Source organism: Aromatoleum evansii (genome assembly GCF_045689615.1).
In the GTDB taxonomy this organism is placed as follows: domain Bacteria; phylum Pseudomonadota; class Gammaproteobacteria; order Burkholderiales; family Rhodocyclaceae; genus Aromatoleum; species Aromatoleum evansii.
On sequence record NZ_CP141259.1, the window covers coordinates 5,113,584 to 5,127,864 of the forward strand.

The window sequence follows — 14,281 nt, forward strand, 5'->3', positions numbered from 1 at the left end:
CCTCACCCCCGCTGTTCGACGAAGCGGCTCGTGCGCGCGACACGCGCGTCGTCGTTGAAATGCACCAGGAAGTACACCGGATCGCCCGAAGCCTCCTTGCCGACGCGCCAGCCCCACACCGTTTCCTTCGCGAGATCGAAGCGCTCGCGCGTGCCGGGCGCGCCGAGGATGCGCCGCACCTCGTCACCGGTCATGCCTCTTTGGATGCGCGCGAAGTTGTTTTCGTTCAGCACCTGCTCGACCTTGCGCAGCACGTCGTCGGTGCCGATCGTCATCATGAAGCACTCCGTGCCCATGGGCTGGCGCGTGTATTCCCAGGTCACCGAACCATCGTCGTTGTGCCACTCCATCTGCGGTGGGCCGAAGCGCTGGCGCACGTCGGCGGCCGTCGACACCCCCGGCTCCAGCTCCTTCAGGTTGAACTGATCGCAGGCGGCAAGCCCCAGCGCCGCAAGCAGGCTGCACAGCAGGGCGAACAGGCGATTCATCGGACGCATCCTCCTCGACAGGGTCCTCACGGGCGGCTGGCATCGCCGACGCATCACATTATGTCGGCGTACCTCGGCCGTGGGCTAGAATCGCACCATACCGGGGCGCGGCACAATCGCGAACCGGCCCCTGTCCGCATACAACGCTCCGGAGAACGGTTCATGAAGAAGACCCTGATCGCCCTCGCACTCGCCACGGCCGGCCTGTCGGCCGCCCATGCCCAGACCGTCGTCAAGATCGGTCACGCCGGCCCGCTCACCGGCCCGATCGCCCACATCGGCAAGGACGGCGAAAACGGCGTGCGCCTCGCCATCGAGGACGCCAACGCCAAGGGCACCACGATCGGTGGCCAGAAGGTCAAGTTCGAGCTCCTCAGCGAGGACGACCAGGCCGACCCGCGCACCGCGACGACCGTCGCGCAACGCCTCACCGACGCGGGCGTGAAGGGCGTGGTGGGCCACGTCACCTCGGGCGCATCGATCCCCGCCTCGCGCATCTACGAGCAGGCCGGCGTGCCGGTCATCACGCCGTCGTCGACCAACCCGAAGCTCACCCAGCAAGGCTACAAGGTCACCTTCCGCGTCATCGCCAACGACCTGCAGCAGGGCGCGGCGATGGCGACGTACGCGAACAAGCTGGGCGCGAAGAAGGTCGCGATCATCGACGACCGCACCGCCTACGGCCAGGGCCTCGCCGATGCCTTCGCCGAGAGCCTGAAGAAGGAAGGCGTACAGGTCGTGGGCCGCGAGTTCACCAACGACAAGGCCACTGACTTCACCGCCATCCTCACCAAGATCAAGGGCAAGCAGCCCGACGCCGTGTTCTTCGGCGGCATGGACGCGCAGGCCGCCCCGATGCTGCGCCAGATGAAGCAGCTCGGCCTCGGCGCCAAGTTCCTCGGAGGCGACGGCGCCTGCACCGGCGAGATGATCAAGCTCGCGGGCGACGCGATGAGCGGCGACGCCTATTGCACGCAGGCCGGCATCCCGATGGACAAGATGCCGGGCGGCGCCGCGTTCAACAAGCGCTTCAAGGAAGTGTACAAGGGCGACGTGCAGCTCTACGCCCCGTACAGCTACGACGCCGCGATGGCGCTGATCGAGGCGATGAAGGCCGCGGGCTCGGTCGAACCGGGCAAGTACCTGCCGGCACTGCAGAAGCTCAGCGTTCCCGGCGTGACCGGCAAGATCGCCTTCGACAAGAACGGCGACATCCTCGACGGCGGCGTGACGCTGTACCAGTTCAAGGGCGGCAAGTGGGAAGCCCTCAACTGATCGCGTGAAGCGCGCACCGCACCACGAGCGTGCGGCGCGCGGCGGGAATGAACCGGATCGGGGCGCTACGGCGCCCCTTTCTTTTGCCTGCGGGCGCCTGGCGGGCGGGAGCCGACTGGCGGCATTAGGGTTTTCCACAATCTGGCACGGCTTGTGCAATGCATCATGCGTGCAAAGACAGGCCGATCCGTTCGAAACCCGCACCAGACAATGATCCGGGCCCGCAATGCAGGCTCTCGTCATCGGCGAATCACGGCCTCGGCGAGTCCTTGCTGCGCTGCAGAAGCCCGGATCCTGCACAGCACTGTTGCAATTTGCGCATCACGGTCCGTTTTTGGGCAGAATACGCGAACTTTTCAGCCCCCCGGGACCGTTGCGCCGCATCGGTGATAGTCGGGGGCGAACGGAAAGGCGGTATCACGTGCAGTACCCTGGCGGCCCTTCGGCGCTCACGAAGGCCAAAAGTGTCGTTCAGGCCCTCAATCTCACGAATCGATCTCGCTGGAGGAGAAACATGAAGCACACCGTCGTCGCACTCGCGATCATGGGCATCGGCCTGTCCGTCGCCCAGGCGCAGGAAATGGTCGTCAAGCTCGGCAGCGTCGCCCCGCTGACCGGCACCATCTCCCACCTCGGCAAGGACAACGAGAACGGCGCACGCCTCGCCGTCGAGGACGCCAACGCCAAGGGCGTCACCATCGGCGGCAAGAAGGTCAAGTTCGAACTGATGGGCGAAGACGACCAGGCCGACCCGCGCACCGGCACCACGGTCGCACAGCGTCTCGTCGACGCCGGCGTGAAAGGCGTCGTCGGCCACCTGAACTCCGGCACCACGATCCCGGCCTCGCGCATCTACAACCAGGCCGGCGTGCCGATGATCTCGCCCTCGGCCACCAACCCCACCCTCACCCGCCAGGGCTACAAGGGCGTGTTCCGCACCATCGCCAACGATGTCCAGCAGGGCGGCGTTCTCGGCAAGTTCATCGTCGGCCCCCTCGCCGCGAAGACCGTCGCGATCATCGACGACCGCACGGCCTACGGCCAGGGCCTCGCCGACGAGACCGAGAAGGCGGTGAAGGCGGGCGGCGGCAAGATCGTCGCGCGCGAATTCACGACCGACAAGGCGACCGACTTCAACGCGATCCTGACCAAGATCCGCGGCGCCAAGCCCGACGTGATCTTCTTCGGCGGCATGGACGCCCAGGGTGGCCCGATGCTGCGCCAGCTCAAGCAGCTCGGCGTGGAAGCGAAGTTCGTCACCGGCGACGGCGGCTGCAGCCCGGAGATGATCAAGCTCGCGGGCGAGGCGATCGGCGCCAACGCCTACTGCTCGATGGCCGGCCTGCCGATCGAGAAGATGCCGGGCGGCACCGAGTTCCGCAACCGCTACAAGGCGCGCTTCAACGCCGACGTGCAGATCTACTCGCCCTATGCCTATGACGCGGCAACGGCGATGATCAATGCGATGCAGACGGCCAATTCGGTCGAGCCGGCCAAGTACCTGCCCGAGCTGAAGAAGGGCAGCTTCTCCGGCGTGACCGGCACGGTGGCCTTCGACGATCTGGGCGACATCAAGGACGGCGCCATCACGATGTACCAGTTCAAGGCCGGCACCTGGGCACCAATGTAATTCCGACGGTCATTCCGGCCCGCCAGTCTGGATGACCCGAAGCGGGGGTTGCGATCACGCAGCACGATCGCACCCCCTTTTTTGTGACTCTCGCGACATGTAACCCGATGTATTTTGAGCTTTCCTGCGGTCCGGCGGGCACACCCGCGCCGAACCTCATGCGCGCGCGAACGGCGCGCGCCAAACCAGCGTCCGAACGGCGGACCGGCCTCACGACGGCCACCCCGCATCATTCACCCCTGTGCGGCCCGCACCCGACCTTCCGAGGGTAAACATGGAAATCTTTCTTCAACAGATCGTGAACGGCCTCGTCGTCGGCAGCGTGTATGCGCTCGTCGCCCTCGGCTACACGATGGTGTACGGCATCCTGGGCCTGATCAACTTCGCCCACGGTGACCTGGTGATGGTCGGCGCGCTCACCGCCCTGCAAACCATGATGTTCCTTATGGGCGTGGCCCCCGGCATGTCGCCGATCGCGATGCTGACGCTGTCGCTGCTGGTCGCGATCCCGGTGTGCATGCTGCTCGCCTTCACGATGGAGCGCCTCGCCTACCGCCCGCTGCGCAACGCGCCGCGGCTCGCGCCGCTGATCACCGCGATCGGCGTGTCCTTCCTGCTGCAGACGCTGGCGATGATCATCTGGGGGCGCAACTACCACACCTTCCCGCAGCTCATCTCGACGACGCCGGTGCAGCCGATCGAGGGCGTGTTCATCACCCCGATCCAGATCACGATCGTCATCGTCTCGGCCCTGATGATGGCCGGCCTGGTCCTGCTGGTGACCAAGACCAAGCTCGGCCGCGCGATGCGCGCCACCGCCGAGAACCACCGCGTCGCCGCACTGATGGGCGTCGACACCAACATGATCATCGCGCTCACCTTCGTCATCGGCGCCGCGCTCGCGGCCGTCGCGGGCGTGATGTTCGCGAGCAACTACGGCATCGCGCACTACGGCATGGGCTTCATGCCGGGCCTGAAGGCCTTCACGGCGGCCGTGCTGGGCGGCATCGGCAACCTCGGCGGCGCAATGCTGGGCGGCATCGTGCTGGGCCTGGTCGAATCCTTCGGCGCGGGCTACATCGAGCACCTCACCTTCGGCTTCCTGAATTCGTCCTACCAGGACATCTTCGCCTTCATCATCCTCGGCCTCGTGCTCATCTTCCGGCCCACCGGCCTGCTGGGTGAACGCGTGTCCGACCGGGCATAACGCGGGAGTGACAAGAACATGAACGAACTCGCACTGGCCGTTCCCTGGCTGGGCAAACGCAACCCGCAGGCCGCGCGCTGGCTCGTGATCGCGATCGCGATCGGCGCGCCGCTGGTGGCGATGATGTTCGGCCGCACCTGGGTGCGCGTGCTGGACTTCGCGCTGCTCTACATCCTGCTCGCGCTGGGCCTGAACCTCGTCGTCGGCTTCGCCGGCCTGCTCGACCTCGGCTACATCGCGTTCTACGCGGTGGGCGCCTACACCGCGGCCTTCCTCGCGTCGCCGCACTTCGACCTGCACATGCCGATCTGGATCGTGCTGCCGCTGGCGGCCTTCTTCGCGGCGATGGCGGGCATCACGCTGGGCTTCCCGGTCTTGCGATTGCGAGGGGACTACCTCGCGATCGTGACGCTGGGCTTCGGCGAGATCGTGCGCATCTTCATGAACAACCTGAACTACCCGATCAACATCACGAACGGGCCGCAGGGGATCAACGCGCTCGACCCGATCGTGCTGTTCGGCTGGGACCTGTCGCGCAACATCCAGGTCACCGAGGAGTTGTCGATCAACTCGCTGTTCCTCTATTACTACTTCTTCCTCGCGTGCGTGGTCGGCTCGATCATCTTCATCCAGCGCCTGCAGATCTCGCGCGTGGGCCGCGCGTGGGCGGCCATGCGCGACGACGAGCTCGCCGCCAAGGCGATCGGCATCAACACGCGCAACATGAAGCTGCTGGCGTTCTCGCTCGGCGCGACCTTCGGCGGCGTGTCGGGCGTGCTGTTCGGCACCTTCCAGGGCTTCGTGTCGCCCGAGTCGTTCTCGCTGATGGAGTCGATCGCGGTGCTGACGATGGTGGTGTTCGGCGGCATGGGCAACATCGCCGGTGCGATCGTCGGCGCGATCATCCTGTCCGCGCTGCCCGAAATACTTCGCCACATCGCCGCCCCGGTGCAGAACGCGCTGTTCGGCCATGTGATCCTCGACCCCGAAGTGCTCCGCATGCTGCTGCTGTCGCTCGCGATGATCCTGATGATGCTGCTCCGCCCCGCCGGCCTGATCCCGGCCAATGCCAAGTACTCCCACATCCGCCACCTGAAGAACAAGGGGGTGACCGAATGATCACCCTGCTCGAAGCCCGCAACATCGGCAAGCGCTTCGGCGGCCTGCAGGCGCTCTCGGACGTGTCGCTGACGATCCGCAAGGGCGAGGTGTATGGCCTGATCGGCCCCAACGGCGCAGGCAAGACGACCTTCTTCAACGTGCTGACGGGCGCCTACACGCCCGACGGCGGCGAGTTCGTGTTCAACGGCACGCCCCTGCCCTCGGGCAAGCCGCATCTCGTGGTGGCACAGGGCATCGCACGCACCTTCCAGAACATCCGCCTCTTCCGCGAGCTCTCGGCGCTCGAGAACGTGATGGCCGGCCACCACATCCGCACGACCGCGGGCGTGTGGGGCATCCTCACGCAGAACAAGCACACCGTCGAAGAGGAACGCCTGACCACCGAACGCGCCTACGAGCTGCTCAGGTACGTCGGCATCGAGCGTTTTGCGACCGCGACGGCGAAGAACCTCTCCTACGGCGACCAGCGTCGCCTGGAGATCGCGCGCGCACTGGCGACCGAGCCGCAGCTGCTGGCGTTGGACGAACCGGCCGCTGGCATGAACGCGACCGAAACGGTCCAGCTCAAGAACCTCATCGAGCAGATCCGCGGCGACGGCATCACCGTGCTGCTGATCGAGCACGACGTGAAGCTCGTGATGGGCCTGTGCGACCGCGTCGCCGTGCTCGATTTCGGGCGCAAGATCGCCGAGGACGTGCCGGCCGAGGTGCAGAAGAACGAAGCCGTGATCGGCGCCTACCTGGGCGGAGGCCACAAGCATGCACACTAATCCCATCTCCCCCCTGCTGCAGCTCTCCGGCATGCAGGTCGCGTACGGCGGCATCAAGGCCGTCAAGGGCATCGACCTGGAGCTGTACCGCGGCGAACTGGTGAGCCTGATCGGTGCCAACGGCGCCGGCAAGACCACCACGCTGAACGCGATCGCGGGCAGCCTGAAGATCGCCGGCGGCGAGATCCACTACGAGGGCGAGAAGGTCCACGTGCTGCCGGCGCACAAGCGCCTGCGTCGCGGCATCGCGCTGGTGCCGGAAGGCCGCGGCATCTTCACGCGCCTGACGGTGGAGGAGAATCTGCGCATGGGCGCCTACACGCGCAACGACGCGGCCGCCATCGAGCAGGATCTGGAGCGCGTCTACACGATGCTGCCCCGCGTGAAGGAGCGCCTCGCACAGGTCGCCGGCACGCTGTCGGGCGGCGAGCAGCAGATGGTCGCGATCGGCCGTGCACTGCTGTCGCGCCCCAAGCTGCTGCTGCTCGACGAACCGTCGATGGGCCTCGCGCCGCTGGTGGTGGAGAAGATCTTCGAGGTCGTGCAGTCAGTCGCCAAGGAAGGCGTGACGGTGCTGCTGGTCGAGCAGAACGCCAACCTCGCGCTGGAGTTCTCGCAGCGCGCCTACGTGATGGAATCGGGCAAGATCACGCTGACCGGCTCGGGCGCGGAGTTGCTGACCAATCCCAAGGTGCGCGCGGCGTATCTGGGCGAAGAAGCGGCCTGACGCGGCCAACCCACGCAGCGCCGAACGGGCGCCGGGCGCGAAGCTCGGCGCCCGTTTTCTTTTCCGCGGGAGTCCGCTATGCCCCCATCCAAGCTGAAGGGAGCTTGCCATTGCGGCAAGCTCCGCCTCGACATCGAACTGCCCAGCCCCGCGGCGACTTACCCTCCACGCGCCTGCGACTGTGACTACTGCCGCAAGCACGGCGCCGCCTACGTTTCGGACCCGGCCGGACGCCTGCACATCGAGGTCCGCGACCCGACCGCCCTCGGACGCTACCGACAAGGGGATGGACGGGCGGACTTCCTGCTGTGCAGAAACTGCGGCGTGCTCGTCGCCGTGACCTACGCGGAGGGCGCCCGCCTCTATGCTACGGTGAATAGCCGCGTCATCGAGGGCGATCCGGGCTTTCCCGACGCGACGCCGGTGTCGCCGCGGACCCTGGACGCGGACGACAAGGTCGCGCGCTGGAAGACGGTGTGGTTCGGGGATGTGACGATTGGAGCGAACGGCAGTCCGGGGTAAGGCGGACCGACGGAAATGGGTGACGGCATCGGTCACATGGAATGTGGCAAGGCGGCGCCAATTCTCGCGCGGCGCGGATGGGCTGAAGGCGGCCAGGAGCGGACCTTGCGGGCTGATAAGATCGAGCCGCATGAGCGGCTGATGCCCCGTTAGAAACCGGACACTTGGGTTCTGGTGTCGGCTAACTCTTGGCCTGTACGTTCTTTCCGTGGAGAAATCTACATTGAGAAACAAAGTTGCGGCCGGGATAGGCATCGTGCTTGCATGTATCGTTGCCTCGTTTATTCCTGCCCCCGTTTTCGCCCTAGACACCACGAAGCTGATCCAAGCCGTCCAGGCCGAAGAGAGTGCCTTGCAGGCCCGAGTCGGCATGACTTTGTTTGACGTGAACACAGGAACGACCTGGAACTATCGGGGCGATGAGCGGTTTCCATTGAACAGTACGCACAAGACGTTTTCCTGCGCAGCTTTGCTCGCGAAGGTCGATGGAAAGGCCCTTTCTCTGGATCAATCCGTATCGATCAGCAAGGAAATGCTGGTCACCTATTCGCCGATTATGGAGAAGTCGCTGTCACCCGAAACCGTTACCCTGGGCAAGCTTTGTCAGGCAGCGGTGAGCTATAGCGATAACACCGCCGCGAACGTCGTCTTTGATACCATTGGAGGAGCAACTGAATTCAACGCGTACATGCGGTCTATCGGCGATGAACAAACCCGGCTTGATCGCAAAGAACCCGAGTTGAACGAAGGTACGCCGGGCGACGTGCGTGACACCACCACTCCCAACGCCATCGTCAGTAGTCTGAGAAAGATACTTCTTGGCGACGGGTTGTCAGTCTCATCCCGATCCGAGCTGACGCAATGGATGCTGGACGATCAGGTCGCCGGTGCGCTCCTGCGTGCCTCACTGCCATCTGACTGGAAGATTGCTGACAAGACAGGTGCGGGAGGTTACGGTTCCCGCTCGATCGTCGCAGTGATCTGGCCGCCATCGAAGCAGCCATTTGTGGTTGCCATCTATATCACGCAAACCAAAGCGTCCATGCAGGCCAGCAATCAGGCGATTGCAAGAATAGGAGTGGTGCTGAAGGATACGGTCGCTCCTTGATGTTGCAAACTTGCAGACGACAAGGGCCAACGGCAGCTATGGGATCTGAATACGGCTATTGATGATGAAAACATCATCTGACCGATTAGGGTCGTCTGCTGCCATCCAGAAATCGGCGTTCCCGCGCGCGGCTTCCGCGGCTCTGCCCTTGTTTTCTCCGCGACGAATGCGTCGTCAGGCGTTCAGCGTGATCACCCGCGAACATTGCTCCCCCAGCCCGGCGATACCCAGGCGCATCGTGTCACCGTGGCACAGGTAGCGCGCCGGGGAGCGGAGGAAGCCGCTGCCGGGCGGCGTGCCGGTGAGGAGCACATCGCCGGGGTGGAGGGTCATGAAGCGGCTCGCGCAGGCCACGAGTTCGGCGCAGGTGAACAGCATGTCGGCGGTGTTTGCCGCCTGCATCGTCTCGCCGTCGAGAGTTAGCCACAGGTCCAGCGCCTGCGGGTCTGGCACTTCGTCGCGGGTAACTAGCCACGGACCGAGCGGGCAGAAGGTGTCGCAGCTCTTGCCCTTGTCCCAGGTGGGGCCGCGCTCGAACTGGAAATGCCGTTCCGATACGTCGTTGGCGATGCAGTAGCCGGCAACGTGCTCGAGCGCGCGTGCAGGTGACACCCGGCGCGCGCGACGGCCGATCACCAGCGCGAGTTCGACTTCCCAATCGCCGCGGGTGGCGCCGGGCGGCAGGCGCACGGCGTCGCGTGCGCCGCACAGCGAGGACGGCGCTTTCAGGAACAGGATGGGTTCGGACGGAAGGGTGTGGCCGCCAGCGGCATGGGCGCGGTAGTTGAGGCCGGCGGCGACGATCTTGCCGACGCCGGCGACGGGCACGCCCAGGCGCGGGCGACCGGACACGGCGGGCAGCGCCCTTGGGTCAAGGCGGCGCAGCGCGGCGAGGCGCGCCGGGGCGAGCGCGGCGCCGTCGATGTCGGGGACGTGGGTGGAGAGGTCGCGCAGCACGCCGTTGGCATCGATCAGGCCGGGCCGTTCGCGGCCGCGCGAGCCGTAGCGGACGAGTTTCACGGGCTCAGGCCGGCCAGGTGTGGCTGCCGCCGGCGTTCATCGCGAGGTTGCCGCCGTCGACGGGCAGGAGCACGCCATTGACGGCACGCGCGGCATCGGAGGCGAGGAAGACGGCCGGGCCGACGTAGTCCTCGGGATCGAGCAGCCACCCCTGCGGCAGGCCGGCGAGGATGCGCGGCAGCACGTGATCGCGGAAGCGCGGCGTTTCGAGGTGCGCGCGCAGGCCCGGCGTGAGGGTCTGCGCGGGCAGAATGGCGTTCACGCGAATGCCGGCGCCCGCGTATTCGACGGCGAGTTCACGCGTCATCTGGTGTACCGCCGCCTTGGTGCAGCCGTAGGGCAGTGCGCCGCGGCCGAGGGCGCTTTCGCCGGCGTTGGAGCCGATGTTGATGATGCTGCCCTGCCCCGCCGGCAGCATGCGGCGCAGCGCGGCCTGGCAGCACAGGAAGTAGCCGGTGAGGTTCACGGCGAGCATGCGGTCCCAATCGGCGGCGGCGAGTTCGTGCGGACGCACGCGGGAGGGGAAGGCGAAAGGGACGTTGACGAGGATGTCGAGTCGGCCCAGCTCCCGGTCGATGCCGGCGAACACGGCCTCGACTTCGTCGGCGATCGCGATGTCGGCGAGGCGCGCAAACGGTGCGGGGCCGAAGTCGGCAAGTTCGCGTGCGGTCTGCGCGAGGCCGTCGGCGTCGATGTCGGCGATCGCCACGCGGGCGCCGGCACGCGCGAGGCCCAGTGCGAGGGCGTGGCCGATGCCGCCGTTGGCGCCGGCGCCGGTGACCAGCGCGATGCGGCCGTCGAGGTCAAACCGTGGCGAGGTGGGTGGCGAGTGGTGCGGCGGGATTGTGGACGGATTCATCGGCAAGGTCTCCGAGGGCGGATTCGAGCAGGGCGATGCGCCCGCTGGCGCCGTCGAGGACGACACGCTCACCGCCGGCGATCAGGCGCGTCGCGTCGGGCAGCGCGACCGCGGGGATGCCGGCTTCGCGCGCCTGGCAGGCGCTGTGGGCGAGGAGCCCGCCGACTTCGACGACGAGCCCCGCGACGATGCGGAACAAGGGCGTGACGCCGAGGTTGGCGGCGCGCAGGACGAGGATCTCGTCACCACGCCAGCCTTCGGTCGGCACCGGCTCGCCGGGGGCAAAGACGCGCGCGACGCCGCAGACCTTGCCGGGCGACAGCGGCGTGCCGCTCCAGGCGCTTGCGCCTTCCCCATCACCGGCGCGGGTCGTGGGCACGCCGATGGCATCGAGGCGCGAGCCGAACACGACAGCCGGAACACAGTGGAGGCGTGCGGCGAGACGCGCCAGCGCGTGCTCGGCGGCACGGCGTTCGGCGCGCCGGCGCAAGGCCGAGGGGTCGCGCAGCGCGGCGGGCAGTTCGCGCGAGTGGAGATGGAAGATCAGTTCGTCGGGCCAGCCGAGGTGCGCGCCGAGGCGCAGCGCGGCACGGCGGACAAGGGCATGGACGACGGTGTAGTGGTGCTTGATCGTCTCGCGCAGCGGCAGGAAATGCTGCGCGAAGGCGAGCGCCTCGAAGAGGGCCGCGCGCGCGGCATCGTCGGCGCCGGCTGCAGCGAGCCGCCGGGCGAGTTCCGCCTCGGCCGTGCGACGCACCGCCTGCTGGTGCGCGAACTCCGCCGCCGGCAGGCGGCCGCTCGCGCGCAGGTTCGCGAGCAGCTCGTCGAGGCGGCCGGGGTCTTCGGCCAGGCGCGCCTCGGCGAGTTCGAGTTCGTTGTCGGCGCAGTGGCCGTAGGCGGCGAGGTAGTCCGCGCGGCTGCGGCGCCCCTCGGCGACCTCTTCCAGCCACAGCGCCTGGCGCGTGATCAGGCTACCGGACAGTCCGGACAACAGACGCGCGCACAGCGCTTCGCTGTCCGTTCCGAAACGGGCTTCGAGCGTGTGGCGGACTTCGGTCGCGAAATGAAATCCGAGCCGCGCGGCGATCACGAATTCGACGCAGGGCCCGGTGCGCAGGAAGCGCACGAGCTCCGACACGGCGGCAACGACACGGCGGGGATCGCCGGCCGTGACGGCGTCGGCGAGCGCAGCGGGAACGCCAAGGCGCGGCTCGACCTGCGTTTCGTAGCGGGAGAGGTAGTCGCGGGCCGCTGCGCGCATGGCCCGCCCGAAGCCCGCCCGCGCCGCAGCGGCCGGCGCGTCGGCAGGCAGCCGGCCGTACAGGCGCACTTCGGGATAGTTGGCGAGCGAGGGGTCGGCGGCGACACGGGCGAGATAGTCGTCGACGGGGGGCTCCGCGCCGTCGACGAAGGTGGCGGCGTCGACTTCGAGGTTGAAGCACAGCTGTCCGGCGACGAGCTCGTACAGGTGATCGACGCAGCGCGGATCGAAGCGATAGCCGAGCCGGCGGCGCCCGGTGACGATCGCGCCGCGACGGCCGGCGAAGATGTCGCGGAACAGGCCGAAACTCATCCCCGTCGGTGTCGGCAGCAGTTCGCCGACGTTGCCGTTGCTGAGCACCAGCTCGCTGCCATGCAGCACGCCGCGCCGGCGCAGGTTGGTGAACTTGCGCCCGAGGCGCCGCCGCTCGCGGGCAAGATATTGTTCCAGCCCGCCACCGCCTGCCGTGCTCGCGGCGACGAGCGGGCGTGCCTGCAGCAGCCACACGCCGCACAGGTCGACGGCGAATTCGACATCCTGCGGTCCGCCGAAGAAGGCCTCCGCGCGCAGCGCGAGCCGGGCGACTTCGCGTGCCTCGGCGGGTGTCAGGCAGGCGGCGCGGGCGCGCTGCGGGCGCACCGCATGCGTTCCATCAACAGCGAGCGCCTCGCGCTTGTGGCCGATGCGCTTCCTCAGCAGGCGGCCGGCGTGGGACAGAACGAAGCTGTCGCCGACATGGCTGCCCGCGGCGAGCGGTTCCGCCAGCCCCCATACGGCATCGACGTGCACCTCGCGGCGCTTCGGGTCGAGCGGCGCGCGCGTGTAGGCGATGCCGGCGGCGACGGCCGGCACGAGGCGCTGCACGAGCACCGCCAGCGCCGCATCGGCGTGACCAAGCCGGGCGCGGTACTCGATTGCGGCCGGTTCCGCCCATGACGCAATGCAGCGTTCCAGCGCGGCGAGCAGCGCCGCCTCGCCGTGCACGCCCAGTTCGGTGGCGTAGACGCCGGCGTAGCTCGCGCCCTCGCCATCCTCCTCGATCGCCGAGCTGCGCACCGCTACGCGCCCACCGAGGTCGCGATAGGCCGCCAGCAACGCGGCGCGCACGTCCTCGCGGGCAGGCCCGCCCGCGCGCCAGGCCGCGACGGCCGCCGCGGTGACGCAGAAGCCGGCGCTCACGGGGAAGCCGGCTGCGAGCAGCAGGCCCTGGCGCAGCGCCTTGTTGCCAACCGCACGGGCGTCGGCCGGCGTGAGCGCGGCGAGGTCGCGGATCCAGGCGGACGCCGTCGGGGCGCCCTCCTCCTTACTCACGCCGCAACTCCGGCATGGAGCGCGCGGCCCGCCCGCTCCGCGCCGCGGATGCGGGAATCGTCGCGGTTGTCGCGCTCCCCGCTCCAGCGGTCCTTGAGTTCCAGCCATTCCGGCGCGAAGCCTTCGACGCGCTCGCCACGCAGCGCCGCGTCGAGCACGCGCCGGTAGAAGCCGACGATATCCGCGACGAGCGGCGCGGAGCGTTCCCGCCCCGGGATCTTGAAGCGCTCGACGCCCATCGCGACGTATTCCGGAACTTCCCACAGCAGCAGCTCGGGGCTGCTCTTCAGGCGCGGCGAATCGGGATGGCGGCGCTCGCCGGCGGTGAGCGACCACTCGCCGCGGCAGATGCGGTAGCAGCTCCCGCCACGCGCCGCGGAGCCAAGGTAGAGATCCTTGTCGTCGTCGCCGCGCAGGTGCTTCACGTGGAAGTAGCTGCTCGAATAGCAGCGCCCAGGGCAGATGCGGCCGCGGTGCGGGTTCTGGAACAGGAAGGCTTCGAGCTTCATCGGGCTCGCGGCGCGGATCTGCGCCGCCTCGTCCACACCCCAGCGGTAGGGCAGCACGACGTAGTCGGCCCCCAGCTCATCGTAGAAGCGCACGTCCTCGACGTTGAACACGCCGGCGGTGACGCTGACGTGGATGTCGAGCGCGGGATGCGCGCGGCGCACCAGCGGGATCAGGCCGGGGTCGCAGACCATCACACCGCTGACGCCGATCTTCGCGAAGCTCGCGACACGGTCGAGGAACAGGCCGACCTCGTCGGGCGCCGGCATCACGTTGATCGCGACGCGCACGTCCTTGCCGTCGCGGGCGGCCTCGGCGGCCAGTTCCGCGATCGCGCCGTCATCGAGCTCGTCGGTGGCGGGGCGGCGGCTCCAGCCGCGCGGGCCGACATAGACCGAATCGGCGCCGCGCGCGAGCGACGCATAGGCCATTTCGAGGCTGCCACCGGGGGCCATCAGGATCGTCATCATTCAC

The 14,281-nt window shown here is 67.8% G+C and carries 13 protein-coding genes; 8 read left to right on the forward strand and 5 right to left on the reverse strand.

The window, feature by feature from the left end; all coding sequences use genetic code 11:
• Positions 1-2 precede the first annotated feature (2 nt).
• Positions 3-488 carry a hypothetical protein gene (locus U5817_RS23950; protein ID WP_407279073.1) on the reverse strand — a complete coding sequence of 162 codons (486 nt, stop codon included), beginning with the start codon at positions 486-488 and terminating at the stop codon, positions 3-5.
• Between the two features lie 162 nt (positions 489-650).
• Here U5817_RS23950 and U5817_RS23955 point away from each other — a divergent pair, with 162 nt between their 5' ends.
• From U5817_RS23955 to bla, 8 genes are all read left to right on the forward strand, one after another.
• The gene (locus U5817_RS23955) at positions 651-1,763 is read left to right on the forward strand and encodes a branched-chain amino acid ABC transporter substrate-binding protein (protein ID WP_169127766.1); all 1,113 of its coding nucleotides are present in this window, start codon (positions 651-653) and stop codon (positions 1,761-1,763) included.
• A gap of 514 nt (positions 1,764-2,277) precedes the next feature.
• The gene (locus tag U5817_RS23960; protein ID WP_169127764.1) at positions 2,278-3,393 is read left to right on the forward strand and encodes a branched-chain amino acid ABC transporter substrate-binding protein; all 1,116 of its coding nucleotides are present in this window, start codon (positions 2,278-2,280) and stop codon (positions 3,391-3,393) included.
• Positions 3,394-3,667: 274 nt separating this feature from the next.
• Positions 3,668-4,600 carry a branched-chain amino acid ABC transporter permease gene (locus tag U5817_RS23965; RefSeq protein ID WP_169127762.1) on the forward strand — a complete coding sequence of 311 codons (933 nt, stop codon included), beginning with the start codon at positions 3,668-3,670 and terminating at the stop codon, positions 4,598-4,600.
• A gap of 18 nt (positions 4,601-4,618) precedes the next feature.
• Positions 4,619-5,719, forward strand: a complete 1,101-nt coding sequence (locus U5817_RS23970) for an ABC transporter permease subunit (protein ID WP_407279074.1) — start codon at positions 4,619-4,621, stop codon at positions 5,717-5,719.
• On the forward strand, positions 5,716-6,492 hold the full coding sequence (locus U5817_RS23975; RefSeq protein WP_407279075.1) for an ABC transporter ATP-binding protein: 777 nt from the start codon (positions 5,716-5,718) through the stop codon (positions 6,490-6,492). Before U5817_RS23970 ends, U5817_RS23975 begins: the two co-directional genes overlap by 4 nt.
• Positions 6,482-7,219, forward strand: a complete 738-nt coding sequence (locus U5817_RS23980; RefSeq protein ID WP_407279076.1) for an ABC transporter ATP-binding protein — start codon at positions 6,482-6,484, stop codon at positions 7,217-7,219. Before U5817_RS23975 ends, U5817_RS23980 begins: the two co-directional genes overlap by 11 nt.
• A 78-nt stretch (positions 7,220-7,297) precedes the next feature.
• Positions 7,298-7,741 (forward strand): GFA family protein, encoded by a 444-nt coding sequence (locus tag U5817_RS23985; protein WP_407279077.1) that lies wholly within the window; start codon positions 7,298-7,300, stop codon positions 7,739-7,741.
• 247 nt (positions 7,742-7,988) lie between these two features.
• Positions 7,989-8,849, forward strand: coding sequence for a class A beta-lactamase (gene bla / locus U5817_RS23990; protein ID WP_407281128.1), 861 nt, complete (start codon positions 7,989-7,991; stop codon positions 8,847-8,849).
• A gap of 174 nt (positions 8,850-9,023) precedes the next feature.
• On the opposite strand, the gene U5817_RS23995 is transcribed toward bla, so the two are convergent.
• Genes U5817_RS23995 through U5817_RS24010 form a run of 4 tightly spaced genes read right to left on the reverse strand, consistent with a single transcriptional unit; the run spans position 9,024 to position 14,277 of the window.
• A complete protein-coding gene (locus tag U5817_RS23995; RefSeq protein WP_407279078.1) occupies positions 9,024-9,869 on the reverse strand; it encodes a fumarylacetoacetate hydrolase family protein in 846 nt (281 codons plus the stop codon).
• Positions 9,870-9,873: 4 nt separating this feature from the next.
• Complete coding sequence (locus U5817_RS24000; protein ID WP_407279079.1) at positions 9,874-10,728, reverse strand: SDR family NAD(P)-dependent oxidoreductase; 855 nt, start codon at positions 10,726-10,728, stop codon at positions 9,874-9,876.
• On the reverse strand, positions 10,673-13,300 hold the full coding sequence (locus tag U5817_RS24005; protein ID WP_407279080.1) for a PEP/pyruvate-binding domain-containing protein: 2,628 nt from the start codon (positions 13,298-13,300) through the stop codon (positions 10,673-10,675). Before U5817_RS24005 ends, U5817_RS24000 begins: the two co-directional genes overlap by 56 nt.
• A complete protein-coding gene (locus tag U5817_RS24010) occupies positions 13,297-14,277 on the reverse strand; it encodes a peptidase U32 family protein (RefSeq protein ID WP_407279081.1) in 981 nt (326 codons plus the stop codon). Before U5817_RS24010 ends, U5817_RS24005 begins: the two co-directional genes overlap by 4 nt.
• Between the last annotated feature and the right edge of the window lie 4 nt (positions 14,278-14,281).

Coding starts and splice junctions, on each gene's coding strand:
- U5817_RS23980 (WP_407279076.1), top strand. CDS start 6,482: ATGCACACTAATCCCATCTCCCCCCTGCTGCAGCTCTCCGGCATGCAG.
- U5817_RS23965 (WP_169127762.1), top strand. CDS start 3,668: ATGGAAATCTTTCTTCAACAGATCGTGAACGGCCTCGTCGTCGGCAGC.
- U5817_RS23950 (WP_407279073.1), bottom strand. CDS start 488: ATGAATCGCCTGTTCGCCCTGCTGTGCAGCCTGCTTGCGGCGCTGGGG.
- U5817_RS23960 (WP_169127764.1), top strand. CDS start 2,278: ATGAAGCACACCGTCGTCGCACTCGCGATCATGGGCATCGGCCTGTCC.
- U5817_RS23985 (WP_407279077.1), top strand. CDS start 7,298: ATGCCCCCATCCAAGCTGAAGGGAGCTTGCCATTGCGGCAAGCTCCGC.
- U5817_RS23955 (WP_169127766.1), top strand. CDS start 651: ATGAAGAAGACCCTGATCGCCCTCGCACTCGCCACGGCCGGCCTGTCG.
- U5817_RS24000 (WP_407279079.1), bottom strand. CDS start 10,728: ATGAATCCGTCCACAATCCCGCCGCACCACTCGCCACCCACCTCGCCA.
- U5817_RS23975 (WP_407279075.1), top strand. CDS start 5,716: ATGATCACCCTGCTCGAAGCCCGCAACATCGGCAAGCGCTTCGGCGGC.
- U5817_RS23970 (WP_407279074.1), top strand. CDS start 4,619: ATGAACGAACTCGCACTGGCCGTTCCCTGGCTGGGCAAACGCAACCCG.
- U5817_RS24010 (WP_407279081.1), bottom strand. CDS start 14,277: ATGATGACGATCCTGATGGCCCCCGGTGGCAGCCTCGAAATGGCCTAT.